General features: G+C 57.1%; 23 protein-coding genes. 10 read left to right on the top strand and 13 right to left on the bottom strand.

Annotation, left to right across the window (positions count from 1 at the left end; genetic code table 11):
- Positions 1-73: 73 nt before the first annotated feature.
- A complete protein-coding gene (locus G494_RS0109630; protein WP_035246084.1) occupies positions 74-295 on the top strand; it encodes a YwbE family protein in 222 nt (73 codons plus the stop codon).
- A 43-nt stretch (positions 296-338) separates the two neighbouring features.
- Here G494_RS0109630 and G494_RS0109625 read toward each other — a convergent pair whose 3' ends face one another.
- Positions 339-1,238, bottom strand: a complete 900-nt coding sequence (locus G494_RS0109625) for a HEAT repeat domain-containing protein (RefSeq protein WP_084456634.1) — start codon at positions 1,236-1,238, stop codon at positions 339-341.
- Between the two features lie 37 nt (positions 1,239-1,275).
- Between G494_RS0109625 and G494_RS0109620 the strand changes: the two genes are divergently transcribed.
- Positions 1,276-2,565, top strand: a complete 1,290-nt coding sequence (locus G494_RS0109620) for an acyltransferase family protein (RefSeq protein WP_084456632.1) — start codon at positions 1,276-1,278, stop codon at positions 2,563-2,565.
- Between the two features lie 25 nt (positions 2,566-2,590).
- On the opposite strand, the gene G494_RS0109615 is transcribed toward G494_RS0109620, so the two are convergent.
- The 4 genes from G494_RS0109615 to G494_RS0109600 all read right to left on the bottom strand — a co-directional run bounded on the left by G494_RS0109615 (position 2,591) and on the right by G494_RS0109600 (position 6,929).
- Positions 2,591-3,562: a tetratricopeptide repeat protein gene (locus G494_RS0109615; RefSeq protein ID WP_084456631.1), complete on the bottom strand. Its 972-nt coding sequence runs from the start codon at positions 3,560-3,562 to the stop codon at positions 2,591-2,593.
- Between the two features lie 136 nt (positions 3,563-3,698).
- A complete protein-coding gene (locus G494_RS0109610; RefSeq protein WP_051305581.1) occupies positions 3,699-4,253 on the bottom strand; it encodes a phage tail protein in 555 nt (184 codons plus the stop codon).
- 152 nt (positions 4,254-4,405) lie between these two features.
- Positions 4,406-5,266: a PEP-CTERM sorting domain-containing protein gene (locus tag G494_RS27370; protein ID WP_208597656.1), complete on the bottom strand. Its 861-nt coding sequence runs from the start codon at positions 5,264-5,266 to the stop codon at positions 4,406-4,408.
- Positions 5,267-5,801: 535 nt separating this feature from the next.
- Positions 5,802-6,929, bottom strand: coding sequence for a GGDEF domain-containing protein (locus tag G494_RS0109600; RefSeq protein WP_028584365.1), 1,128 nt, complete (start codon positions 6,927-6,929; stop codon positions 5,802-5,804).
- Positions 6,930-7,211: 282 nt separating this feature from the next.
- Here G494_RS0109600 and G494_RS0109595 point away from each other — a divergent pair, with 282 nt between their 5' ends.
- The 6 genes from G494_RS0109595 to G494_RS0109570 all read left to right on the top strand — a co-directional run bounded on the left by G494_RS0109595 (position 7,212) and on the right by G494_RS0109570 (position 14,280).
- Positions 7,212-8,033 (top strand): DNA/RNA non-specific endonuclease, encoded by an 822-nt coding sequence (locus tag G494_RS0109595; protein WP_028584364.1) that lies wholly within the window; start codon positions 7,212-7,214, stop codon positions 8,031-8,033.
- Positions 8,034-8,042: 9 nt separating this feature from the next.
- Complete coding sequence (locus G494_RS0109590; RefSeq protein WP_028584363.1) at positions 8,043-8,366, top strand: MGMT family protein; 324 nt, start codon at positions 8,043-8,045, stop codon at positions 8,364-8,366.
- Positions 8,367-8,936: 570 nt separating this feature from the next.
- On the top strand, positions 8,937-9,848 hold the full coding sequence (locus G494_RS0109585; RefSeq protein WP_028584362.1) for a DMT family transporter: 912 nt from the start codon (positions 8,937-8,939) through the stop codon (positions 9,846-9,848).
- A 169-nt stretch (positions 9,849-10,017) separates the two neighbouring features.
- Positions 10,018-12,513 carry a cation:proton antiporter domain-containing protein gene (locus G494_RS0109580; protein WP_028584361.1) on the top strand — a complete coding sequence of 832 codons (2,496 nt, stop codon included), beginning with the start codon at positions 10,018-10,020 and terminating at the stop codon, positions 12,511-12,513.
- A 259-nt stretch (positions 12,514-12,772) separates the two neighbouring features.
- Positions 12,773-13,654 (top strand): YitT family protein, encoded by an 882-nt coding sequence (locus G494_RS0109575; protein ID WP_051305571.1) that lies wholly within the window; start codon positions 12,773-12,775, stop codon positions 13,652-13,654.
- 203 nt (positions 13,655-13,857) lie between these two features.
- Positions 13,858-14,280 carry a YkgJ family cysteine cluster protein gene (locus G494_RS0109570; RefSeq protein ID WP_028584359.1) on the top strand — a complete coding sequence of 141 codons (423 nt, stop codon included), beginning with the start codon at positions 13,858-13,860 and terminating at the stop codon, positions 14,278-14,280.
- Between the two features lie 66 nt (positions 14,281-14,346).
- Here G494_RS0109570 and G494_RS0109565 read toward each other — a convergent pair whose 3' ends face one another.
- The gene (locus G494_RS0109565) at positions 14,347-15,645 is read right to left on the bottom strand and encodes a CDP-alcohol phosphatidyltransferase family protein (RefSeq protein ID WP_028584358.1); all 1,299 of its coding nucleotides are present in this window, start codon (positions 15,643-15,645) and stop codon (positions 14,347-14,349) included.
- Positions 15,646-16,292: 647 nt separating this feature from the next.
- Between G494_RS0109565 and G494_RS0109555 the strand changes: the two genes are divergently transcribed.
- Positions 16,293-16,991 (top strand): PilZ domain-containing protein, encoded by a 699-nt coding sequence (locus G494_RS0109555; protein ID WP_028584357.1) that lies wholly within the window; start codon positions 16,293-16,295, stop codon positions 16,989-16,991.
- A gap of 253 nt (positions 16,992-17,244) precedes the next feature.
- Here the strand turns inward: G494_RS0109555 and G494_RS0109550 are convergent, their stop codons facing one another.
- The 7 genes from G494_RS0109550 to G494_RS0109520 form a co-directional block, all read right to left on the bottom strand.
- Positions 17,245-17,460 (bottom strand): hypothetical protein, encoded by a 216-nt coding sequence (locus G494_RS0109550; RefSeq protein WP_232362522.1) that lies wholly within the window; start codon positions 17,458-17,460, stop codon positions 17,245-17,247.
- Between the two features lie 63 nt (positions 17,461-17,523).
- Positions 17,524-17,880 (bottom strand): TusE/DsrC/DsvC family sulfur relay protein, encoded by a 357-nt coding sequence (locus G494_RS0109545; RefSeq protein ID WP_028584355.1) that lies wholly within the window; start codon positions 17,878-17,880, stop codon positions 17,524-17,526.
- A 285-nt stretch (positions 17,881-18,165) separates the two neighbouring features.
- A complete protein-coding gene (locus G494_RS0109540) occupies positions 18,166-19,059 on the bottom strand; it encodes a DMT family transporter (RefSeq protein WP_028584354.1) in 894 nt (297 codons plus the stop codon).
- A gap of 110 nt (positions 19,060-19,169) precedes the next feature.
- Complete coding sequence (locus G494_RS0109535; protein WP_028584353.1) at positions 19,170-19,892, bottom strand: aspartate/glutamate racemase family protein; 723 nt, start codon at positions 19,890-19,892, stop codon at positions 19,170-19,172.
- Between the two features lie 84 nt (positions 19,893-19,976).
- Entirely contained in the window at positions 19,977-20,708 is a 732-nt protein-coding gene (locus tag G494_RS0109530; protein WP_028584352.1) for an NYN domain-containing protein, read from the bottom strand.
- An 89-nt stretch (positions 20,709-20,797) separates the two neighbouring features.
- A complete protein-coding gene (locus G494_RS0109525) occupies positions 20,798-22,138 on the bottom strand; it encodes a nicotinate phosphoribosyltransferase (protein ID WP_028584351.1) in 1,341 nt (446 codons plus the stop codon).
- Positions 22,135-22,719: an isochorismatase family protein gene (locus tag G494_RS0109520; protein ID WP_028584350.1), complete on the bottom strand. Its 585-nt coding sequence runs from the start codon at positions 22,717-22,719 to the stop codon at positions 22,135-22,137. Before G494_RS0109520 ends, G494_RS0109525 begins: the two co-directional genes overlap by 4 nt.
- A 331-nt stretch (positions 22,720-23,050) precedes the next feature.
- Between G494_RS0109520 and G494_RS0109515 the strand changes: the two genes are divergently transcribed.
- Positions 23,051-23,434: a RidA family protein gene (locus G494_RS0109515; RefSeq protein WP_028584349.1), complete on the top strand. Its 384-nt coding sequence runs from the start codon at positions 23,051-23,053 to the stop codon at positions 23,432-23,434.
- The last annotated feature ends 174 nt before the right edge of the window (positions 23,435-23,608 follow it).

The following is a 23,608-nucleotide window of genomic DNA, read 5'->3' as shown; positions in this document are numbered from 1 at the left end:
AACAGCGCCCCCAAAGGTACGCACCAGGGGGGCAGTTCGGCTCAAAGAAGCAAGAGCCCTTACGAGGGAGAAGATGGCAAGGCATACTAACACGAGTAGGACCAACGGAATCAGCAGGGGCGATATCACCATCGGTCAGGAGGTGGCCGTGGTGATGAAGCAGGATCAAGGCTCAGGCAAGCTCACCCAGGGCAGGGTTGCCCGAATCCTGACCAGATCACCCTCCCATCCCCATGGCATCAAGGTCCGCCTGGACAACGGCTGTGTGGGCAGGGTGAAAGAGCTCATTGGCTGATCTCCGGGCAAGGCCTCGGCAGCCGAAATCCGTCGCCCAGCCATCAGAGGGCCTCTGTTGCGGCCCTGCGAATGCTCAGGTTGTTGTCTCTGGTGGCAGCGCGTAAAAATGTTCTGGCTGAGACACTCTCTTTTCCGGCCAAGGCCTTTACCGCCTCCAGGCGGACCCCAGGATCCTGGTCGCCCAGGATGATCTGGCCTAAGATCATCACAGCCTGGTCATGGAGATTGCGTCCCAGCTGTTGGGCCACGTAACGCCGTAGAGCGGGATCCGGCCGCGCCAACACCCTGGCCATGGCCTGCACCGCCTCCGCACTTTCAAAAGCCGCCAACTCCCGCACAGCCAACTCCAGTTGATCCCTGTCCCTTCCCCCGGAGACCACCTCCTGGAGGCGCACAAGATCGGCGTCAGCCGGGTCGCCCGGATCTTCTCCTGAAGAGTCGGCAAGCTCCGATTCCCGGTGCAAGGGGGTGGCTGGAACATACTCCCTGGGCTCCATGACAGCGCCGGGAGCTATCCCGGACGGTCGCGTTTCCTGCTGGGGAAACAACCAGACCTCTTTGATGAACTGCCGGTCTCCATGCTGTTCAAAGAGGATGACCAGGGAATGGTTGTCGACCAGACGATGCAGGCCAACCGCCAGGGGACTATCAGCCAGGTTGCAGGTGACTCTCGCGTTCAAGGGGCCGAAAATTTTCACCTCAAAACCGGCTTGATCGGCAAGCTGCTTCAAGGCCTGCTCCAGAGGGTAATCCGCCGTACTCCCTGTCAATCGTTCTTCCTTGATGCGCAGATCAAAGCTGGCACAGAGCAGGGGAGCGCTGCTCAACACCAGGCAGAGTGGACAGAGGATGACCCCGCAGAGGATCTGGCCGATTCTTCTGCTGAATAAATCGACTGTACGGGGTACATTTAGGGGAAGATCACGAAATAATCGTACCATCTGATCAGCTTCTCATCTAAAGGGGAGTACAGCTCGCATGCCAGCAGACGCTCTCAGACCAGGACCCTCTGGATCGCCTCAAAGACGCCCTCAGGGACGCCCTCATGCACGCCCAAACGCAAGTCGTATCCCAGGTTCAGGTACGCCGCCCTCCGGCAATACCCTCCTGAAACCCGGCCAGATCCCTGGCCTGACCGGGTTACGCGGTCTGGCTGCCCTTGGGGTCTTTCTTGTCCACTATAACCAGATTGTCCGTTTGGATCCGTTTTTTGGCCCCTTTGACCTGGCCTACCTCCTTGCCAACGGTGGCTATGGAGTCGCCCTCTTCCTGGTGCTGAGTGGTTTTCTCCTCAGCCTGCCCTACTGGCAGGCCAGGCAAGGTGGCCCTCCTCCACCCCGGACCGGGGCGTACCTGCTCAAACGCATGCTCCGGATCCTTCCCGCCTACCTTGCGGTCCTCAGCGTTCTCATCCTTGGTTCCCGTCATTGGCTCATCCCAGGTGCCTGGGCAGATATCCTGCTCCATCTGCTCTTTCTCTTCAACCTGACCGAATTTTCCATCTTCAGTCTTAATCCCGCCTTCTGGACCCTTGCCCTGGAGATGCAACTCTACCTCCTGGTTCCGCCTTGCGGCCTGCTCCTCCTGAGGGTATCTCAGCGGCTTGGAGTTACCTTGCTGGTGAGCTTCGCCATCCTGGGCTATCTTGGCCAGTTGAGCCTGGTCCAGCTGGTCGACACCATCATTCCCTGGCCCCTGAATCCTCAGCTGCTCTGGCTCCGTCCAGGAGGGGCAGTGCTCAGCCACTCTGTTCTGGCCCACCTGCCCCACTTCATGATCGGTATCCTTGCCGCCCCATGCTACCTCAAACTCCAGAAGAGGAAAGGAGTACACCCGGGTCTGATCAGCAGATCCTGCGACCGGTATTTCTGGACCGCCTCCTGCCTGCTTGCCCTGCTTCTGGCAACGCCCGGGCTGGAACCCATCCTCACCATCCCCCAGGGTCGCTATGGCTTGCCCCTGGTTCCCCTGCTTCTGGCAGGAGTGCTCATCACCCTGCCCTGTAGTCGCTATGCAGCAGCAATCTTTGAGTGGAAACCATTGAAGCTCTTCGGCCTGCTCTCCTACGGCTTTTACCTCTGGCATCAGCCCAGCCTCCACTATAGCGACCGGCTGCTGAGCTCGTTTGAGCTCGATTGCCTCGACCAGCCCGGCATCTTTGCCGTGCTCAGCTTGAGCCTGGCGCTCGGTGCCGCCGGCCTGAGCTATCTCCTGGTAGAGCGACCGCTCCTGCGCTGCTGGAAGAAACGGCTACAGCGACGAGCTTGACGCTCTCCTGGGCTCTGGCTAAAACTTAGTCCTCAAACTGGCGGAGATGGCTGCTGACCTTGCGGTCCAGGGCCGGCCTCCAGGTCTTTGGCATGCGCACCAGCACCTGATCGAGCAAGGCCTTGCACTCAAACTGTTCTTCTGGTCCTGACCTCCTGCTCACTGCCGCAGAGAGCCACAGGTAGGCCTTGGCCAGGGCAGGGGCTGGAATCTGTTGGGAGGGGAGTTCACCCGTGCCCCCCAGGTAGGCCTGTGCCGTAGGCAGATAGGCAGGCAGATAGCCCTGGGCGGCTGCGGACTCAAACCATCGCAGGGCCTGCTCCGCAGACTGCAGCTCAGCCGCAGGGCTGTCGCGGAGGAGCATGGCCAGCCAGTACTGGGCCTGGCGGTTACCCTGTTGGGCTGCCTGCAGATACCACTGATAGGCCTGGTGATGATCCGGCTCCACCTTATCCCCGCTGTGGAAGAACCTGCCCAGCTGGAACTGAGCCTGCTGATTGCCAAGGGAGGCGGCCTGGGTCAGGTGGAGGAGAGCCTTTTCCCTGTCCTTACTACGCTCGCTGGCCAGGAGCAGCTGGCCAAGGGGGTAGTGGGAACCGCCATGGCCAAGGGCAATGGCCTGTTCATACCAGTAAATCACATCGCCAGCAGAGCCAGGGACGACGGTTCCAGCTGCCAGACACTCGGCATAGAAATGAGCAGCAGCAGGGACCTCTCCCTGGGCCGCGGTGCCGTACCAACGGCAAGCAGCCCGGGGATCGACCGGTCTGCCCCAGCCGTTTTCATGAAACAGGGCCAGTGAAAACTGGGCCAGAGGATGGTCCGACTCCTGGGCGAGATTGTGGTAGGCCTGGTAGGCCCTGCTGTAGTCACCGGCGGCAAGAAGTTTCTGAGCACGGCGCAGCTGCCTGTCGCTGTCAGCCGCCAGACTCGGAAGCAGGCCGCCGGTAAAAAGCAGTACCAGGCAAAGCAGTGAACTCAAAAGAGTATGCATCATTCCTCCATCCAAGGGGCTAGCCGATCCTGCTGCCCCCTCTTATCCCTTTGGCCCACGCCCACCCCGATTGGTGGGCCGCAGCGGCACCGAAATAGGCGCCTTCTGCAAGGCGCCTATCTTTCCCTGAACTCAAGGTTTAACTTCGAGAGGGATACACGCCCTGAAGGGCAATAATGTGGTAAATCCCAAGCGAGGGCTGACTGATGTTAAAGGGTTGGCTGCCACCGGTGTTATCGGTACCGCCAGTCATGTCAACGTTTGGCGCCTCGGTGGAGTAGGCCCGGTCGCGCCCGTCCCTTGCCAGAACGGTATTTGCAGCCGGAGTGGTGGTATTGCCGGGATTACTGGTTGCGTTTAAATTATGGTTATGGGACGGCATCTGGGCCAGGCTCAGGATCACCTGCTCGGCTCCCCACCTTTCACCGAGCCGACGAGAGGACAGGCCAGGTCCGGTTCCTGGATGGACAGCGGTTCGGCCACGCAGGTCCGGCAGACCAAAGGAGGTCCGGCCGTCCCCCCCGTAGGTGGTGCCAAGCAGGGAAAAGAGGGCCGTGTTTTGGGAGATGGGTAAGATCTGGCCGTCACAGAAGGCCCAGTTCCTGGGGGCAAAGTTGCCGCCGAACATGATGATCTGGGCAATGAAAGGTTCGGAGGCCTGGGACGGACTGGGAACACTGAAAAAAAGCCCCATGGCCAACAGGACCATACAACTGCTTGCCAGACTCTTGTGCAGGATATCTTTCATCATGGTACTACCTCCTCAGTAAGGTTACAGTGGCATTTGTTGTTCTCTTTGCCGCACGATTTCCTCCTGCCCTGTAGACAGGGAAGCGCGCTGCCATGTCAGGCCTGCTTGTTTCTGCTCCGCCGTACTCGTCCAGCCACGGCGGCCAGGCCGACACCGAAAAGCAGCAAGGTGGCAGGCTCGGGAACCGGACTCCCCCCCCCGCCAAGCCTGGTGAAACCGTCGATGCTGACAAAGGAGGAAAAGGCGGCAGAGCTGGTCCCCTCCAAAAAAACTTCCCCATCCAGGGTATACTCCCCACTGACCTGAACCATATCCCCGGGCGCCAGGGTGAGGGTAAAGAGCAGGGAACCGCTGTCGACAACCACCTCACCAAAGGTGCCGGTCAGGACGCCGTCAAACTCATCCCCAAAAAAGGTATCAGAGGCGATGTCGGTGAACTCTGTCATCCCATCGGCAAAGAGATCAAACTCCGATGTGGCGTAGGCATCTACTCCATCTGCATCGACGCTGTTGTCAAAGGTCCAGCGGATATCCACCTCATAGCTCTCCGTGGCAGAGCTGTTGGTCAGATCAAAGATCAGGTCCACCCCCAGGAAAAACCCCGCAGGCAAGTCGCTGGAGGCGGTGGAGGCGGTTACCTCCAGACCTAACCCGTCACCGGTCTGGGTAAAGGGTCCTGGGATGGGGTTGAGAGCCGGGGCCAGTAAGCCGGTCTCATCAAAGGCTGTTGATGTGTCCACCCCACCGACCGTGGCATAAATTCGGCTTGCAGAGATGGTGGTCGCGCTCCCTGCGGTGGAGAAGTAGCCCGTGTCAAAACTGATTTCACTGCCGCTAATACTCAGGTCGCCCGGCAGCGGGACTGCACCGACCAGGGCCCCGCTCAACACCACTCCGACAAGCGTGGTCAGAGCGACTAAACTGGTTCGCCAACGCCGCTCAGTCTGGCAAAACATTCTCTTCTTTGATTGACAGCTTGCTTGTTGCATAGACAGACCTCCCCTTGTTCTTTTTTTAAAAACCTCACCTGGAAACGATAGCTGCCGGAAAAGACAAGGGATAAGAGTCGCAACCACCAGGCTATCGTTTGATCACTACGATTCGAGCTCGATGTACAGAAAGTTCTTGCAATTTTAAACCCACACTGTGACTTTTCCGACTCCCACATGGTGGGGGATTTAATATCATATGAGATCAAGAAACTAGCTGTGTCGACCCGCATAGACAGCCAACTGTTTTCGCCGTTTATTACAGATTAAAGGAAGAAATATCCGGAAAATCGGAAAGGACAGACTGAAAAAAGATACCACCGCAGGGATCTCCAGATTCAGTGATCGAGCAGCGGTCCGGAGCGGGCAAATGAACAAGGCGGCAGGAGAGGGTGCTAGCTCAGGTGCGGACAGCGGAGGAAGGTACAGTGGCCGGGCAACAACTTTACCAAAGGTCTCTACCCGGCTCGCCCCTCCCTCCTGGCAGTTCTGTGCAAGGGAATCAGGAAAACAGGCGGAGCCGGGAGCGCACGCAGTTTCTGCCTTCTTTTTTGGCAAGATAGACCGCCTGGTCGGCGGCCTTGATCAGGGGATCAACCTCCTGGAGGCCCTCGTCGGTGGAGGCCACTCCAATGGAAATCGAGCCCTGCCAAAAGCCATCGCCTGCAGCCACCCTCATGGCGTTCACTCTCTTCCTGGTTTCTTCGGCCAACAACAGAGCGCCCTGGAGGCTGGTAGCGGGGCAGACGATGATAAACTCATCTCCACCCAGTCTGCAGACAAGATCGTCACTGCGCACCGAGTCTTTCAGTTCAGTGGCAAGACGCTGCAGGACCAGATCGCCGGCATCATGGCCCTGGGTATCATTAATGGTCTTAAAGCCGTCCGCATCCACCATCAGACAGGCCAGGGGCTTCTTGGTGACAAGGGTCTCTTCAAGCAAGAGCTGTAACTGACGCAGGGCAAAACGCCGATTCGGGAGCTGGGTCAGGTGGTCGGTCACCGAGATGAGTTCAAGGGCCTTGTTCGCCTCCAACAACTCCCGGGTCCTTTGGCCAACCCGCTTTTCCAAAGAGAGGTTCAGTTCCTGCAGAGCCCTGTTGCGCCTGGAGACCAGATCAAAGAGACCATGTAAGGCCGCAAGCAGGGGCTCGGTAGCCGCGTTATCGCTCCTTTCTTCTCGATTATAGGCTGCCAGCGAAGTGGCCCCTTTTGTGATGGCGCCCACCTGGCGGGCCATATTTTGATCCATGCCCAGGATATGATACACCAACCAATGGAGCAGATAGTCAAACAGGGGACGGTACTCCTCCAGGTCCGCTGCATCGAAACGATTGAAAAAATCGGTGATATGGCAGACAAATTGACAGTGCTGGTCACGATGCCGATCGATGTGTCGGGAATCGAGTTCCATGGCGACCATGTACTTTTCCTCTGTATCAAAATGGTATCGTGAATAATCGGCCAACTCCTGGAAAGTATTGACCAGAACATCTCTGTTCAGACTATTCTCAGCCAGGGCAGCGCCGAACTGGTTAACCAGCTCAACGAGTCCCTGGTGCTGATGATCAACATCGGCGATTCCGGTCACGAATTCCGGACCCCAGGTAAAAGATTCGAATATTCCCATCTGTAGCTCTCCAACTCCTGACCAGCTTCGGCGGGAACCATCGAGACAGTGGTTCCATTTACCCATACTGAGCCCTTACTGAGCCAACACTTAGCCCATGCTTGCCCCGAGGGTTCAGCGCCCGAGGTGGCGGGTCCTAGAAGAGGCTGCGATCCAAGATCGCCGTAACCAACCTTTGCGGTAAAGAAGCTCTGGTCACTTAAATATTGACACCCTCAAAGCAGTCGTGCTTTATCTGGGGGACAGAATACAGCAGATGCCCCCGCTTCCCCAAGGTAAACTATGCGACCCATCCTCTTTTTTTTCACACTATTCTTTATTTGCAGGAGCTACACCGCCGCTGCAGGCCATCCCCATGCCTATGGAGGAGTGCCCTCCAACGGCTCCTTTATTGAACGAAAGGGGTATATCATTCAATTCGACCCCGAGCATAAGACCCCCCGCTGGGTTGCCTATCATGTCAAGCCCTCCTACACCCATACTCCACCGCGCAGCAAGGGTGGCTGGGGCACGTTCAGGAACGATCCGGATCTGGACAGTGAAGCCAGCCCGGCAGATTACCGTGACCAATTCAAGACCTGGCGGAATTACGCCAAGGGACACCTTGCCCCCTACTTTATTGCAGGAGGCGACCGCGATCACGATGGCGCCAATGCCCGGGACGGCGACCCGGATGATGCCCAGACGGTTTATGAGATCATGTACATGTCCAACATGGCACCCCAGCATCACTACAATTTCAACGGTTCCGGGGGCCTTTGGTACAAACTGGAGACCTATGTTCGGGAGACCTTACTCCGCGAGCAACAGCAGGAGGTCTGGGTCTTTGCCGGCTGCATCTTCGGTTCAGGCAGCTATGACCGCATCGGCAATGGGGTTTCCGTGCCTCCGATGTTTTACAAACTGGTGATCACCGAGCAGGAGCAACGCCCTAAAATATTGGCCTTCCTCTTTCCCCATCAGATTAAGAAACATGGAGAGATCGATAATTACCTGGTCTCGGTGAACCTGATCGAAGCCATGACCGGCCTGGACTTCTTTCCGGAGATTCGGGAACCTGACTGGGAAAGCGTAGAACGGATCAGTACCTATGAAAACTGGTAGCAGGCAGAGATGCGCAGACAGGGCTTCACCAACCAGGTGATATCCATCATCCACTCCATCCCGCCTGGCCGAGTCTCTACCTACGGTATGGTTGCAGCCATGGCCGGCAACTCCCGGGCAGCCCGACAGGTCGCCCGGATCCTCCACTCTTCTTCAGCCAGGGAAGACCTGCCCTGGCACAGGGTCATCAACAGGCAGGGTCGGATCTCCCTGCCACCCTTCCAGGGATACGAGCTGCAAAAATCCTTACTGGAAGCAGAGGGGGTGGTCTTTGACTCCGGCGATCGGGTCGAGCTGGCACACGTTCTCTGGTCTCCGGAGAGCGCCGAGTAGCCAGAGACCTGCACACGGCATGCCGTAGTCGCCCCCTGAGCTCGCCCCTGACCGGCAGCCGGTGCATTCCCTGAGGAGAACGCCGTTTCTGCCCTCAGGCCTGCGCAGACGCTCATCCAGGGCGGTACAGTAGCGGCTCACAGCGTGCGTTCCCCCTGGGGCTTCACTTCTTCTCTGCGGCATACCGTCAGCCCTCTACGTTTTTTTTTGAGCTCTTTCTCCCATACCTTTATCCCCTGCTTATAAAATGGGGAAATGAGGGGATCAAGTCTGCATACGGCCCCAGGGTAGATACGGGGATGCTTCATGCCTCCTCCAAAACTGGATTCCCGCCTCCACGGGAACGACAACCAAAGATTGAATGACTGGGAGGGGAGAGGTGCCTGACGCCGTTCCCTTGGGAGATCCGGATAGCCACATCCCTCCTATCCTGAAAAGTAGTTCAGCCCGCATCGGTTAAGAGGTTGACGACAACCAACACCAGGAGTAGCATAGCCAGCCGCCAGCAACCCGGCCCTCAGCAACGGTCGGCACCATCCCAACAGACCGCCATGGTCAGGAGCATCTGCGATGAAGGCACAGCCAGCACAGCCACCAGGACTCGCCGGTTATCTGTGCGCCATCGGCGCAACGGCTATCTGGTCAGGGAACTTTATTGTTGCCCGGGATCTCAGCTCCACCATTCCTCCGGTGAGCCTGGCCTTTTGGCGCTGGACCGTTGCCGTCCTGGTTTTTCTGCCCTTTGCACTCCGGCCACTGCTCAACGAGCGTCTCCTGCTCAGAGAGCACCTGGGATACCTCTCGATCACCGCACTTCTTGGGATCACCATCTTTAACACCCTGATCTACCTTGCCGGCCACACCACCACGGCCTTGAATCTCTCCCTGATAGCCATCACCTTTCCGGTATTCATCGTGATCCTCTTACGAATACTGTTCCGGGATCCGATCACTCTCAACAAGAGTCTTGGCATCCTCCTGGTGGCCGGAGGGGTCATCCTGCTCATCACCAACGGAGACCTGGCCGCACTCCTGGAGATCTCCTTTACGCTCGGGGATCTCTGGATGGTGACCGCCTCCCTGATCTTTGCCCTCTACAGCATCCTCATCCGGTACAAGCCCCAGGGCTTGAGCATCTGGGCCTTCCAACTCGGCACCTTCCTGCTTGGCCTGCTCTTCCTCTTCCCCCTCTTTATCTGGGAATCCATGCAGGTGCCCACCATTCATTTTGATACCAAGGCCCTGCTCTCCATCGCCTACGTGGGGGTATTCGCCTCCCTTACCGCCTTTATTCTCTGGAACAAGGCCATCGTCTCCATCGGTCCGACAAAATCAGGGATGATCTACTACACCCTGCCCCTGTTCAGCGGCCTGTTGGCCTTTATCTTCCTCGACGAACAAGTCGGCATACTCCACCTCGGCAGCGCCCTGCTGATCATCTCCGGTATCCTCATTGCCAACCAGAACAGGAGGGGCAGCTGAGGCCGGCGGCCAGGCCCCGGCTTGAGCGAACAATCCCGGCAGCTCCCTCCACCTCTCACCCTCTGCCGAGAAAAATCGCTCTCTTTTTACCGCACTTGGTGTACTCTAAAAAGAAACAGGTCTCCCTCGTTCCAGGCCTCGGCCTTCACCCATTCACCAGTGGAGTTCCATGGACCAGCAGACAGGTTTCCTCATTCTCCTCTTCGTCATCCTCTCCCTGCTCACAGGTTCGATCCTGCGGCACTTTTTAAAAAACATCGCCCTGCCCTATACCATCGCTCTGCTGCTCCTCGGGCTCGGCCTGGGCTTTGCCCAGCGGGGCGGTATGGTCCCTGCAGAGGTCGGCCTCTTTGGTCATACCCTGGAACTGGTCACCAACATGGACCCGCACCTGATCATGTTTCTCTTCCTTCCCACCCTGATCTTTGAATCGGCCTTTGCCATGGAGGTCCATCTCTTTCGCCGGACCCTCCTCCAGATAGCCATTTTGGCGGTCCCCAGCCTGCTGGTCAGCACCATCCTGACCGCCACCCTGGCAAAATATCTCTTCCCCTGGAACTGGAGCTGGACCGCGGCCCTGCTCTTCGGCTCCCTGATCAGCGCCACGGATCCGGTGGCTGTGGTGGCCCTGCTCAAGGAGTTGAGCTCCCGCAAACGGCTGGAGACCCTGCTGGAGGGAGAGTCCCTGCTCAACGACGGCACAGCCATTGTCCTCTTCACCCTCTTCTATCACCTCATGGTCGGCGAGAGCCAGCAGGAGCTCTCCTGGTCCCTGCTTCCGGGCATAGGGTGGCAATTTCTCTGGGGGGTGAGCATGGGGCTCTTGGTCGGCCTCTTTTTCGGCGGCCTGGCCATTATCTTTCTGGGCAAGATCTACAAGGACGCGATGGTGGAGATCACCCTCTCCATCACCGTGGCCTACCTGGCCTTCCTTACCGCTGAAAGCATCTTCCATGTTTCCGGAGTGGTTGCGGTGGTTACCCTGGCCCTGCTCCTGGCCGGCATCGGCCGCACCAGGATCTCCCCGGAGATAGCCGGTTTTCTCCACCACTTCTGGAAGGTGATGGCCTACCTGGCCAACACCCTGATCTTTCTCCTGGTCGGCCTGATCATCGCCCTCCGGGTTCAGCTTGATCAGACAGCCGCCTGGAAGGCCCTGCTGCTCTTTTTTGGCGGCATCCTCCTGATCCGGGCCGGCTCCATCCTGCTCTTTCTCCCCCTGCTGCGTCGTATCGGAATCGGAATCACCATCCACAAGGCAACGGTGCTGATCTGGGGCGGCTTACGCGGGGCGGTCGCCCTTACCATGGCTCTGATCATCACCCAGGACCAGCGGATTGCCACGGAATTCGGTAACCAGGTCCTCTTCATGACCGCCGGTATCGTGGTTCTGACCCTGTTGATCAACGGTACAACCATGCCCCTGGTGCTCAGATGGCTTGGCCTGAACAGCCTGCCTACGGGCAAACAGGCCACCGTGGACCAGGCCAGGACCCACATTGTCCGCGAGATGAACGAACTCCTGCCCCTGCTCCGGCAGAACCGATTTTTTCAAAGAGCTGACTGGCAGCTGATCTCCGCCACCATCCTCGCCCCGACATCCACCACTCCGCCACCTCTCCTTAACACCACGGCCGCCCGGCAGGCAGATATTGACTGCGAATTCAAACGGCGCCTGTTGGAGGCGGAACGAAAACAGTATTGGCTCCAGTTCCAGCAAGGCCTCTTAGGCGGGGCAGCCACCAACATCCTGGTGGACGCCGTCGAACGGGCCCTGGATGAAGAACCGACCATTTCACCCAGACCGCTGCTCTACAAGCTCTGGGACATGCCCCTGCTCTTTCGCTGGCTGGAACGGGTCCCCCTGCTCAACAGGCTACTGCTCTCCATCTCTTTTGACCGCCTGGCCCTGGGCTATGATGTTGCCCGCGGCTTCATCCACGCCATGAACAGCTATCCCAAGATGATAGAACTGCTCGACCCCTCACCCCAGTCTGCAGAGGAGGTGCAGGGCGAGGTACTCAGGAATAAACGGATCGCCTATGAGCGGATAGAGCAGCTGCGTCAGGCCTTTCCCGAAGTCATTATCGCCCTGGAAACCAGGGCCGCATCCCGCTCCCTGCTCAACCGCCAGCGAGCCACCATCGAGGGACTTCTGGATGACGGCCTCCTGGATAAGGCAGAGGCGGACAAGATGTTTGACGAGGTGGAAACCAGGCTCAAGCAACTGCACCAGACCCCTACCAAGATCGAAGTTCCACCGCCCCGGGACATCCTGGAACGTGCTCCCTGGCTTGAGGGCACGGCCGCAGAGACCAGGCAACGGTTGCAGAATGCCATGGAGGTCCGGATCTATCACAAGGGGGAAGTTCTCTATCACCATGGAGAGCCAGACGGCTCTCTGGCCCTGCTCGTAAGGGGTGCGGTTGAACAACTCGACAATCAGGCTGGAGAGGAGGAACGGATAGGGGCCGATATCCTGGGTCCGGGTACGGTCCTGGGCGTCTACACCGTGCTTACCGGCAAAAATGACGCCACCATCCGCTGCCTGGGACCGGTGGAGATCATCTGGTTCAACCGCTCCACGGTGCACCAACTGCTGCGTGATGACCGTCATCTCCTGAAAAATCTGAACATCCTCTATGATGACCAGCCGCTGAGCTGATCGCCGCTGGGCTGATCGCCGCTGGGCTGTGCAGTGCAACTGACGGTCAAGGGCACCGTCAGCCCCGGGATGGACCGTTCGCTAAAGAGGCCTCTGCAGCATCCTGGCTCGGGATGCCGTGGCCATGGTCTGCTACGCGGTCGGCAGGAGCCAATTTGGCCGAAGGTCTTTTTTTCCTGGTAGTATCTCCGGGATTACCGTACAAGGGAGGCCGACCGACAGCCCCATGCCCCCCCAGCAGCGAGCAGACAGCGTACCCATGGCTTCACTCTTTAGACCGTCCACCGCCCTTGGCTATGAACTGAAAAATGCATGCTATATCGTCACCGGTTCCCTGCTGACAGCCCTGGGAGTGGTCCTCTTTCTTGCTCCCAACAATATCGCCACCGGCGGCAGTCCTGGCCTGGGTATCCTGATCAACCATATTTTGCCGGCCATCTCCCTGGGGGCGATCATGCTCGCCATCAACCTGCCCCTGCTCCTTATAGGGATGCGACATCTGGGCAAGGGTTTCGGGATAAGAACGGTTATCTCCATCTTCCTGGTCTCAGGCCTGGTCGATACCTTTCAGCTGGTGCTTCAACTTGAGCCCATAAGCGACAACCTGCTCCTGGCCGCCCTGTTCGGAGGGGTGGCTATTGGCCTGGGCGTAGGCCTGGTCCTCCGCGGCCACGGCTCCTCAGGAGGCTCAACCATTGTTGCCAGGATACTGAGCGATCGATATGGGATTAAGGCAGGGCATACCATTCTCTGCATCGATGCCCTGATTATCTCCTCGTCGGCACTGGTCTTCAACGGGATAGAACCCTCGCTCTGGTCACTGATCAGCATCTATGTCACCTCCCGCTGCATCGACATGATCCTCACCGGCGGCCCTTCCGAGAAGGTGGTTCATATCGTCTCGGAGCAGACCACGCTCCTGGCCGAACAGATTGGTCAACACCTTGGCCCCCACGGTACCATCGTCCAAGGGGACGACCTCCTCAGCAACAACCAAAAAACCATGATCTTCATCGTGGTCGAGGCGAGCAGGATCACGGTGCTCAGGGATATCATTCAACGCCATGATCCCATGGCCCTTATGGTGGTGATGGATGCCTCTGAGATGCTGGGCCGCGATTACCGTCGGAAGAAGTGGTGAGGGCAAAGCTGTAGCGTACCTTGAAAAATCAGATTTTCCGATCAAGGTCAAACCAGACGATACGTCTTGCCGCAGGCATGCGACTGATATTCCGGGAACAAAACCTTGAGCCCAAGGTCAAGGTTCGGAGAAAAATCAATTAATCAAGGGGGCGATGAGCTCCCCCCACATCCCCCCACCGGATATGCGTCCAAGGACCCCCAATGACCGAAACAGCAGCCTACAGCCTCGCCACCAACAAGACCTTCTGCAACTACTGTCCCGGCTACTGCTGTTACCGTCTGGAAGGAGCCAGCCTCTACCTGGATGCCATCGACATCAACCGGATTGGCCGCTACTTTCAAATCAGGGACGGCGAGGTACGAAGACTGTACCTGGAGGGAAAGAACACCTTCCGGACCAGGGAAGACGGTTCCTGCATCTTTCTCGATAACCAACAATTCAACCGTCGTTGCACCATCCACCCTGCCCGCCCCAGACAGTGTCGTCAGTTCCCCTACGACAGGCCCTGCCCCTACCTGGAGGACGCCGAACTGCTTGAGGAAATTCAGCCACGGATTGAACGACAGCTGCGCAACTGGCTGAGCCGGTCAGTTGCAGAGAACCAAGAAGAGGATCAAGGATAAGAGTCGGAACAGGGGGCCGGCCTGGTGGAGATCCACCAGGCCGGAGAGGGAACTCAGGAGGAGGACTCAGGACCCGGCATTTTCCAGTGGCGGGCACTTCCGACCGGCCACCATATAGAGAATCACCGAGCAGAGGATCAAGACTCCAAACATATGGACATTCTTGGCCTTGAGCACATAGGCGATGGTGACGACCAGGGTCGCGCTGGCCAGGAAGAATAAGGGTTTGGGCAGCTGTTTGAGGATAACCCGGCCAAAGTGGGCAAAACGGAGGTGACTGACCATCAGCCCCACGGACAGGGAGGTGATCACCCAGATCAAATCCGGATCAAAGGTCAGAGAGGCACCCAACACCAGCAGGGCCCCTGCCGGACTGGGCAGGCCGCAGAAAACACCTTCCGGAAGATCGCTCCGTTTTTTATCCACGACAACAAAACGGACCAGCCGATAGGCCACTGCAACAAAGAAGATCACCGCGAAAAAAGGGGCCATGGTCCCGCCGGAGCGGACAATCACATAGGCTGGAGCCAGGCCGAAACTGACAAAGTCTGCAATATCGTCCAGGTATGGGCCATACTTCGTCCCACCGTGGATCTCTGCCATTCGACCGTCAAAGAGGTCAAAGAGTTGGCCGACGATGATCACCAGGATGGCCCCGGCAAAGTGTTGATGATGGGTCAGATAGAGGCTGGTGAGGCCACAAAAAAAGTTCAGGGTGGAGAGGATGTCGGCATAGAGCCTGTTGGGGATGAACTTGAACAGTACCGAAGCTGAGGAGAGGATAATACAGGCCATCAGCACCTCGTTGCCGATATCAATGACGCCTGGATTTTCATCCAGCAAGGCACAGAAGATCACCAGGGCAAAACAGATGATGGCCTTGATCTTGCCGAAATTGTTGGCTGCACCGGAGAGCTTGAGCAGGGAGAGCACGTGGCGGGCAAAAAACTGGCCAAACAGCTCGACAGCCACCAGGGCCCAGATCAGGCCAATGGAGACGATCCCGGTGTAGGCAAAGCCGATCAAGGGAGGCAGGTAGGTCAACTTATCACACATGGGATCCAACCACTCTCCCCAGGTAGAACCCAGGTCACAGCGCCTGGCAACGATGCCGTCGGCACCGTCCAGCACCGCGGCAAAGCCAAAGATGATGATCCCCAGCGACTGCTGGCTGCTAAAAAAGTAAAGCACCAGCGCCACCAGGGCCAGCAGGGTTCTCCAGTAGCAGATGGCATTGGGATGCATCAACCACTGGTTGGCAAAGATGAACTCCTGCATTTTCTTTCTGTTCACTGCCCAGGAGAACCAGTAATAAAACACGGTACTCAGGGCTGCTGCGAGGGTAATTACCAATAATCGTTCCATAGGTCCTTCTCTGGGAAACTTTGAAGCTGATCTGAAATGAAATACGGATGTCGTTGTCGTAGATGGTACGAGTTTGCTCAAGCTAGCTTTAGGCATATGCCGATACCGGGCTGGACCATTTCTCCAACCTGCCCCTCCCGGCAGAACCGTACAACCCCATCCACCTGCTGGTTTGTACCACTTTGATCCGGAAAAGGGTATCTTGAAAGATGAGATCTTGTCTCGAAGATCAGCTTAAGGGTACCTTGAAAAATGAGATTTTTCGATCAAGGTTAAGGCGCGCGATAAATTTTGCCGCAGGCATATGTTTGATATTCCGAGGATAAAATTTTGAGCGCAACGCCAAGATTGGAAGAAAAGGCCATTTTTCAAGGTGGCCTTAAGCCTGCCTATCGGGCATGGCCAAAGGCGGTGGAGCGGAGATCACCCTGCAAAAACTTGGCAGAGCTTAGAGGATAGTTATCGAAAAAAAATCGGCGTCAGTAAAAGAGGTATGGATCGAGACCATCAAGACTCTCTTTGCCGCTCAGGACGCCACTCAGGACGAATGCCTTGAGAAAGGGCAGCGTATAAAGTAAGCTAATGAAGAAAAATTCCTCTCCCCCCAAGGCATCCAAGGCATCCCCTCTATTTTTGCACAACTGCCCATGACCAGCGAAAAGCCGCAGATACGGTTGGACCAGGCCAATAACATTCTTTACTTCTCCCTTCTGGGACAACTCAAAAAACAAAATATCGAATCGCTCTACACCGACATTCGATTTTCTGTTGCCGACCTTCGCCCCGGTTTCCATGTGGTCGCCGATTATTCCCGTTGCGACTTCTGGTACATCTCAGCCATCCCGGTCCTCAACAAGATCATTGAGTTCCTCCTCTCCCAGGAGGTCGGCTCCACCATTCGCATCGTCCGCAAGGACAACACCCTGTTCAGACAGTTTTTACAACTTCACGACACAATCCAGGGCTACAAACCCATCTATGTCTCTTCCCGGGAAGAGGCCGAAAAACTGCTGACTGATGATGCTATTATTATCGATCGCAAGGGGAAACGCTACCCGACCTCCAACCTGGAGGTGCGCATTGAAACACCCCGGGAGAACGGTACAGGTACCATCATCGACATCTCTACCAGCGGTTGCAAGATTGCTGCTGTCCCCTTTGCTGTGGAGTGCTATGAAACGATCTTCCTGGAGTTTGTGCTCGGTTCTCAGGGAACCGCTCAAGCAAGCAGACGTCTCAAGGCTCTGGTTGTACGCAAAAGTGAGGATTTTATTGCGGTGGAATTTATGAACATCACGGCTGAAGATGCGCAGCTGATCGAACAGAGCTATGCCCGGCCCTCGTAAGGTTGAGGGCCGGGCATAGCTCTGTTCTCTTGCTCACCTTCAGGTAAAGGCAGGCTCAAGGGCTGTTTCTTGGTTTCGTGGCTTCGTTGGCGCCTGTGCCCAAAGAGCAATCGTTGCTATGGAGGCGTGTCCCCCCTCGATACCAGGGAGCAGGGTGCCACGCTCCTCCCTTCATCTCCCTCCTGAACCTCCGGGGGACATGCGCCAGGATGAACTACCCTGCTCCAAGGCCTTGATACCAGGCTGAATTGCGCTAAAACTGTTTTCCCTTAATATTGTTTAACAGCTGGGACACCTCCAATCCCAGGGCAACACACTGTTTTCCATCCAGGCAGTCTTCTGCGTCCACAAACTCCAGGTGATGCTCCAACTCATGTTCACCTTTTTTCAGATGAACCAGCCATGATTTATTCTCACCGTCAAAGGAGACCTCAAGTTCGGCTCCGCAGGCTCCGATATCAGGATACATGCTGCTAATTTTCTCACAAATTTGACTACTGGTATACATAACTTCCCCCTTGCCGCACAGGGCTCAGCAACAGGATTCCATCTTGTAGGTTTTGCCATCCATACTGATAAAATGAAACCCCTCCTGTTTGGGCAGGCCTGCAATCTTCCAGGCCAGTTCAGGATTGACAAACTGTTCATTGACGCACTGCTTGGGCTGATGGCTGAGCTTGCAGATATTATTGAGAATGGGAAACACCTTGTACTTATGAAAGTATTCCCGCATGAACTGAATAATCTCCAACTGCTCCTCGTTGAGACGGGGGATCCCCTCTCTGGTTGCTATCTGTTGGGCAACCTCTTGGTTCCACTCTTCTCCGGCACAGAGAAAGCCCTCTCCATCCAGTGCTATATCTTTGTCCTTATAGTGTATTGTTCCCATGCCACACCTCCACGATAATAAGCTGATCGGCAAAGGGGGGCTGAGCAAGAGAGTGATCCTAGAGACACCAGCAAGGCTGATCGTGAAACGAGCGGTTCAACGACCCGGATGAATGATGCCGGACCTGTTGCTTCTCCGGCAGGTTGTGCTCGAAAAACAGGGGAAAACAGCTTCACAACGTCAATATCAGTCCCCCGACACTTCCCACATGCCCCTGTTTTTCTGTACCATATACCATAAGGACGGATCCGTTATTTGCAAGAACAGGGTTTCAGCTCACCCCCCTCATCCTTCAGGGGAACAACCGGGTTCAACCAGACGACCGGAGTCCCTGGAAAATCTGGTGGCAAGGAGGATGGTACCGATGATCACCACGCCGCCGACCAGCTCCCGCCAGCTGGGAATCTCGTGGAGCAGGACCAGGGCAAGCAGAATGCCGTAGACCGGTTCAAGGCAGGTAATAACACTGGCCAGCTGGGCCCTGACCACCAGCATGCCCTGGATAAAGAGGGTGTGGGCCAGGGCCGTGAAAACCACGCCCAGGATGACCAGTTGTCCCAACTCAGCCATGGTGATCCCAAAAATGGCGCCACCCACAAAGGGCAGGAGCAGAAGACAGGCCACCGCATCCTGATAGAGCGCAACGGTGAGGGCGGGATAGCGGCCCACAAACTTGCGGTTCAGGATGGAGAGCAGGGCAAAGGTCAGGCCCGAGATCATCCCCCAAAAGGCACCCCGGGTGAGATCATTGGCAAGATCAAACTCAGGCACCACCAGGACCAGGCCCAGAAAGACCACTAGGGAGACCATGACCTCAAAAAAACGCAACCGTTCCCTGAAGAACAGGGGCTCGAGGAAAGTGACAAAGATGGGGAAGGAGGAGAAGGTCAACAGGCCGATGGCCACGGTAGAAACCTGGATAGCATGGAAAAAGGTCACCCAGTGGAGAGCCAGGATGGCGCCCATCAGTACAAATCCGCCGATATCACGTCCCTGCCTGATCCTGATGTCTATCTTGAGCAGCGGAAGCACCAGCAACAGTCCAAGGGCGGCAAACAGGGTCCGGCCAAATACGATCAGGCCGGGACCAAGCTCAAGCAGTTTTCCAAAAAGACCGGCAACCCCGAAGAGCAGCACGGCAAGGTGTATCGCCAGTAAGCCCTGGAATCGATTATCCATGATCAACACCCTCCCCAGGGCTCCTCTATTCTCTTGCACAGACGATTTAAAAAGCCGCAACAGGGTCGCAGCCTCTCAAACCATCCTGATCTCCGCCCCGGCCCTCTCCTTCAAAGGGACGGAGCCGATGCCCCTGGCTTGGCTGTCAGGGCCAACTCCATGGCCCTGACGGCATGGAGAGCTGTGGTGTCATAGAGAGGCACGGCGCTATCCTCCTGCTTCACCAGCAGGCCGATCTCGGTACATCCTAAGATAACCGCCTCCGCACCTCTGCCGGCCAGCTCCCCGATGATCCGGAGGTAGGCACTCTTGGCTGCCTGTCGGATCTTTCCCTGACAGAGCTCCTGGTAAATAATATCATGAACGATCCTACGGTCTGCGCGGGAGGGTGTTACCACCTCAAGGCCATGCCGCTGCTCCAGCCGGCCCCTATAGAATTCCTGTTCCATGGTAAAGGCGGTACCAAGGAGGCCAACGGTTTGCACTCCCTTGGCCAGCAGTGACTCTGCAGTGGGATCTGCAATGTGGAGCAGCGGTATCCGGACCGCGGCCTCGACCAGGGGGGCCACCCTGTGCATGGTATTGGTGCAGATGAGGAAGAAGTCGGCTCCACCGTCCTGAAGTCGGAGGGCGGCTTTAGTCAGTATCCGGGCAGCCCCCTCCCAGTCGCCCTGGTGCTGGAGCTGTTCGATGGGCTCAAAGTCGACGCTGTAGAGGAGGATCTGGGCAGAATGGAGCCCTCCCAGCCGGGCCCTGGCCTCTTCGTTGAGCAGGCGATAGTAGGCGGCCGTACTTTCCCAGCTCATGCCGCCGATCAATCCTATGGTTTTCATGGTCACACCGCTCCCAGGTCCTTCATCCCCCAGCACGCAGCAAGAGTCGCCTCTCCTGGAGCAGAGCTCCTTCCTGTCCTCATCTCAAACCGTTCGGACATCTTTGATATAGATGGCATTGTTGTTGTGACGCATCTCGATCTCAAAGAGCTCACTGATCCTGATCAACTCGCTGATCTTTTTATAGCCATAGTTGATCGGGGAAAAAGAACTGTTGTTGGAGATATATTTGCCGACCTTACTCAAATCCGACCAGCCATCCTCCTCCGAGGTCTGTTCCACCGAGGTGCGGAGCAGCTTTACCAGGGCCGTATCTCCCCGCAGTTCGTTGCGCGACCGCTTGCTCACCCCTGGCTGCTCATCGCTCTTTTCAGCGGTTTCATTGTGCAGATTTTCCGTATAGATAAACTGGGAACAGGCATGGACAAAGGGCAGGGGCGTCTTTTTTTCGCCAAAGCCGTAGACCGGCAGACCGTTTTCAAGAATGCGCATCACCAAGGGGGTAAAATCGCTGTCACTGGTCATCAGGGCAAAGGCGTCGATGTTTTTACTGTACAACAGATCCATGGCATCAATGATCATGGCCGCATCTGTGGCGTTTTTCCCGGTGGTGTAGGCAAACTGCTGGATCGGTCGAATGGCAAAGGGATGCAGTTTTTCCACCCAGCCTGAGAGCTGGTTACTCTTCCAGTTGCCATGGGCATGGCGGACGTTGACCGTGCCATACTTGGCCAACTCCTCCAACACCCCGTCCACCGAGACGGAGCTGACATTATCGCAATCAATCAGTAGGGCGATACGGATATTGGTCTTCACCGGTACTCCTTGGTTAAAATGTCAGGATGACCCTGCACCCGGTGCGACCCCGGCAGCAGGATGGACAGGAAAAGAGGCTTGCGACAGCTTTACCCCCCAGCGCTCTCCTGGTCGACCTCCCTGGTCAGGCGCAGCAGGGCCGGAGCAATCTCCAACTCAGGCAAGGGGACCTGCTCAATGGTCCGCATGGATTCCGGCAGGCTGGCCAGTTCGGCCCGGGCATGCTCCCGACAGGACTCGAGATCCGGCAACTGGGCCAGGGGTTGTCCCTCTGCCATCACCGGCTGAAGCAAGGGTCTGCCTGGCAGACGGTCGGAGTCCAGGGTGAGGCAGTCCTTGGACAGGAGTCCCTGATCATCGTATTGGCGGAAGACCTGCTTTCGACCCGGCCAGGTCTCCTTGCCCTGGGAACGTTTGCGACGACCTGTGCCGGCATATTCCACCAGCTTATAGGAGCAGTCGAGAAAGGCATAGTCTGCAGAGGTGATCATCTTGGTGCCGATGCCGTAACCGTCGACCGGTGCTCCTGCAGCGGTGATCTCTGCCAGGGAGTACTCGTCCAGGCTGGAACTGAGCAGGATCTTCACCTCCCTCAGGCCGGCCTGGTCCAGGATCTTACGCACCTGGAACGCCCCTGCCACCAGATCGCCGGAGTCGATCCGGACGCCCTTGATCGGGATGTTTTTCGCAGCCAGTTCTCCGGCCAGGGCGACCACATTTTGGGCCCCTTTGATGGTATCGTAGGTATCAATCAGGAACACCACGTTGTCGGGCTGACTGGCGGCAAAGTGGCGAAAGGCCTCCTGCTCGGAATCATGGGCCTGAATAAAGGAATGAGCCATGGTCCCGAAGATCGGCAGGCCAAAAAGCCGCCCTGCCTCCACCGTGGCCGTACCATCAAAGCCTGCCAGACAAGAGGCCCTGGCCGCCAGCAAGCCGGCCTCTGCACCGTGGGCCCGCCGGAGCCCAAAGTCCATGAGCATGGCCTTGGGCTCGATCAGCCGGATCCGGGCGGCCTTGGAGGCGATCATGCTCTGAAACTGGAGGATATTGATTATCCTGGTTTCCACCAGCTGGGCCAGGGGCAGGGGCGCGCTGACGCGGAGAATGGGTTCGTCCGGGAAAAAGATCGTCCCTTCGGCCATGGCCTGGACATCGCCGGTGAAGCGGAGTTCCTGCAGGTAGGCCAAAAAACGTTCATGGAAAAAGCCGCTGGAGCGCAGATAGCTGATATCATCCTCTGAAAAGGAGAGGTCCTCCAGATACTCCACCACCTGCTGGAGCCCTGCGGCCATCAGGAAATTTCGCTCAGGTGGCAGTCGGCGAATGAAAAATTCAAAGGATGCAGTCTGTTCCATCTGGTGGTCAACATAGCCCTGCATCATGGTGAACTCGTAGAGATCGGTCAGCAGCGGTGAGATAGCGGTCATGACTGAAGGTCTCCTCTGGTGGCTCTGATTGCACCCTGCTGCTCCATCACAGCCAAGGCCCGCTCACCATCACCTGGTTGCAGGTCCACTGCCCTGATACCGTCCTCAAGCACGACCACCGTAAAGCCTTGGCTGATGGCATCCTTGACGGTGTACAGAACACAGTATTCGGTGGCCAGGCCGCAGATATAGAACCGGCTGATGCCCTGACGGCGGGCATAGTCTGCAAGGTCGGTCCCCTGGAAGGCGGAGTAGGCCTCCTCCTCGGCGCTACTTGCCTTGGAGACGATGTGGACCTCAGCGGGCAAGGTCAACTGATCGCTAAAGCGGGCCCCATGGCTGCCGGCCACGCAGTGACTCGGCCAGGGGCCGCCCTGCTCCGCAAAGGAGCAGTGATCGGGAGGATGCCAGTCACGGCTGGCGATGACGGTCAGCTCCTGGTTCACAAAGAGCTTAAGGTAGTCGACCGCAGCGGCCAGGATGGTCTCGGTCCCGGTCACGGCTAAACTGCCGCCCTCCAGGAAGTCGTTTTGGAGGTCAACCAGGAGTAGGGCATCCGTGGGAGAAAGTTTGAGATTCATAGTCTGCGACCAAAAAAAAGGTTCAAGGACTGAAGAGTGGGGCTCAACGGCACCACTCCCATAAATGCAACCTAAATGGATGTCCGGGGTGTGTCAACCGCCTATCAGCTCTTTTTCCCGATTCCCTGCCCTGTCCTGGCCGGCGAGGGACAGGGAAGAACCCGTCATGAGGGGACTGGTGGAGATTGCTATTTTTCCAGAGAACGGTAGGATGGGGGGTATCTCTTCAGGGGAGCCTTCAGCTCGAAACCGGCTAAGAGACCGTGTTGGCGACCGGACTCTGTCCCCAAGCCAGCCGGCACCCCAGCACTAATCAACCAAGGAGCAGAGCATGAACAAGACCACCCTTTCCACGCCAACCGCCCCTGCAGCCATCGGCCCCTATTCCCAGGCTGTCCAGGTCGACAAGATCCTCTATACCTCGGGCCAGATCGCCCTGGATCCTGCCACCATGGAGGTGGTTGCCGGTGGGATCGCGGAACAGAGCCGCCAGGTACTGGACAACCTGATGGCCCTGCTGGCCGCCGCAGGGAGCGATGCAGGGCAGGTGATCAAGACCACCTGTTTTCTCAGCGACATGGATGACTTTACGGCCTTTAACGAGGTCTACAGCCACTATTTCCCCCAGGAACCGCCGGCCCGATCCTGCGTGGAGGTGGCGAGGTTGCCCAAAGATGTGCTGGTGGAGATCGAGGCCATGGCGCTGGTCCCCTGATCAGGGGCTGATCCAAAGGGGCTTTGTTCTGAATTGCCCCTTCCCCTCTGGCCTGAACCGAAATCGAGCTTATGGTATAGCTTATGGTATGGTCATGGTACTGTTATGCCATCGTCTCACAGCAAATTTTTCCTTACCCGGGCCAGAGGACGTCTTCTTTACTCAAGAAAGAGC

This window comes from Desulfogranum mediterraneum DSM 13871 (assembly GCF_000429965.1).
In the GTDB taxonomy this organism is placed as follows: domain Bacteria; phylum Desulfobacterota; class Desulfobulbia; order Desulfobulbales; family Desulfobulbaceae; genus Desulfogranum; species Desulfogranum mediterraneum.
This window is presented reverse-complemented; position numbering and strand designations above follow the sequence as displayed.

Excerpts from the sequence above, each read along its gene's own strand:
- G494_RS0109630 (WP_035246084.1), top strand. The coding sequence starts at position 74 with ATGGCAAGGCATACTAACACGAGTAGGACCAACGGAATCAGCAGGGGC.
- G494_RS0109625 (WP_084456634.1), bottom strand. The coding sequence starts at position 1,238 with ATGGTACGATTATTTCGTGATCTTCCCCTAAATGTACCCCGTACAGTC.
- G494_RS0109620 (WP_084456632.1), top strand. The coding sequence starts at position 1,276 with ATGCCAGCAGACGCTCTCAGACCAGGACCCTCTGGATCGCCTCAAAGA.
- G494_RS0109615 (WP_084456631.1), bottom strand. The coding sequence starts at position 3,562 with ATGATGCATACTCTTTTGAGTTCACTGCTTTGCCTGGTACTGCTTTTT.
- G494_RS0109610 (WP_051305581.1), bottom strand. The coding sequence starts at position 4,253 with ATGGGGCTTTTTTTCAGTGTTCCCAGTCCGTCCCAGGCCTCCGAACCT.
- G494_RS27370 (WP_208597656.1), bottom strand. The coding sequence starts at position 5,266 with ATGTTTTGCCAGACTGAGCGGCGTTGGCGAACCAGTTTAGTCGCTCTG.
- G494_RS0109600 (WP_028584365.1), bottom strand. The coding sequence starts at position 6,929 with ATGGGAATATTCGAATCTTTTACCTGGGGTCCGGAATTCGTGACCGGA.
- G494_RS0109595 (WP_028584364.1), top strand. The coding sequence starts at position 7,212 with ATGCGACCCATCCTCTTTTTTTTCACACTATTCTTTATTTGCAGGAGC.
- G494_RS0109590 (WP_028584363.1), top strand. The coding sequence starts at position 8,043 with ATGCGCAGACAGGGCTTCACCAACCAGGTGATATCCATCATCCACTCC.
- G494_RS0109585 (WP_028584362.1), top strand. The coding sequence starts at position 8,937 with ATGAAGGCACAGCCAGCACAGCCACCAGGACTCGCCGGTTATCTGTGC.
- G494_RS0109580 (WP_028584361.1), top strand. The coding sequence starts at position 10,018 with ATGGACCAGCAGACAGGTTTCCTCATTCTCCTCTTCGTCATCCTCTCC.
- G494_RS0109575 (WP_051305571.1), top strand. The coding sequence starts at position 12,773 with ATGGCTTCACTCTTTAGACCGTCCACCGCCCTTGGCTATGAACTGAAA.
- G494_RS0109570 (WP_028584359.1), top strand. The coding sequence starts at position 13,858 with ATGACCGAAACAGCAGCCTACAGCCTCGCCACCAACAAGACCTTCTGC.
- G494_RS0109565 (WP_028584358.1), bottom strand. The coding sequence starts at position 15,645 with ATGGAACGATTATTGGTAATTACCCTCGCAGCAGCCCTGAGTACCGTG.
- G494_RS0109555 (WP_028584357.1), top strand. The coding sequence starts at position 16,293 with ATGACCAGCGAAAAGCCGCAGATACGGTTGGACCAGGCCAATAACATT.
- G494_RS0109550 (WP_232362522.1), bottom strand. The coding sequence starts at position 17,460 with ATGTATCCTGATATCGGAGCCTGCGGAGCCGAACTTGAGGTCTCCTTT.
- G494_RS0109545 (WP_028584355.1), bottom strand. The coding sequence starts at position 17,880 with ATGGGAACAATACACTATAAGGACAAAGATATAGCACTGGATGGAGAG.
- G494_RS0109540 (WP_028584354.1), bottom strand. The coding sequence starts at position 19,059 with ATGGATAATCGATTCCAGGGCTTACTGGCGATACACCTTGCCGTGCTG.
- G494_RS0109535 (WP_028584353.1), bottom strand. The coding sequence starts at position 19,892 with ATGAAAACCATAGGATTGATCGGCGGCATGAGCTGGGAAAGTACGGCC.
- G494_RS0109525 (WP_028584351.1), bottom strand. The coding sequence starts at position 22,138 with ATGACCGCTATCTCACCGCTGCTGACCGATCTCTACGAGTTCACCATG.
- G494_RS0109520 (WP_028584350.1), bottom strand. The coding sequence starts at position 22,719 with ATGAATCTCAAACTTTCTCCCACGGATGCCCTACTCCTGGTTGACCTC.
- G494_RS0109515 (WP_028584349.1), top strand. The coding sequence starts at position 23,051 with ATGAACAAGACCACCCTTTCCACGCCAACCGCCCCTGCAGCCATCGGC.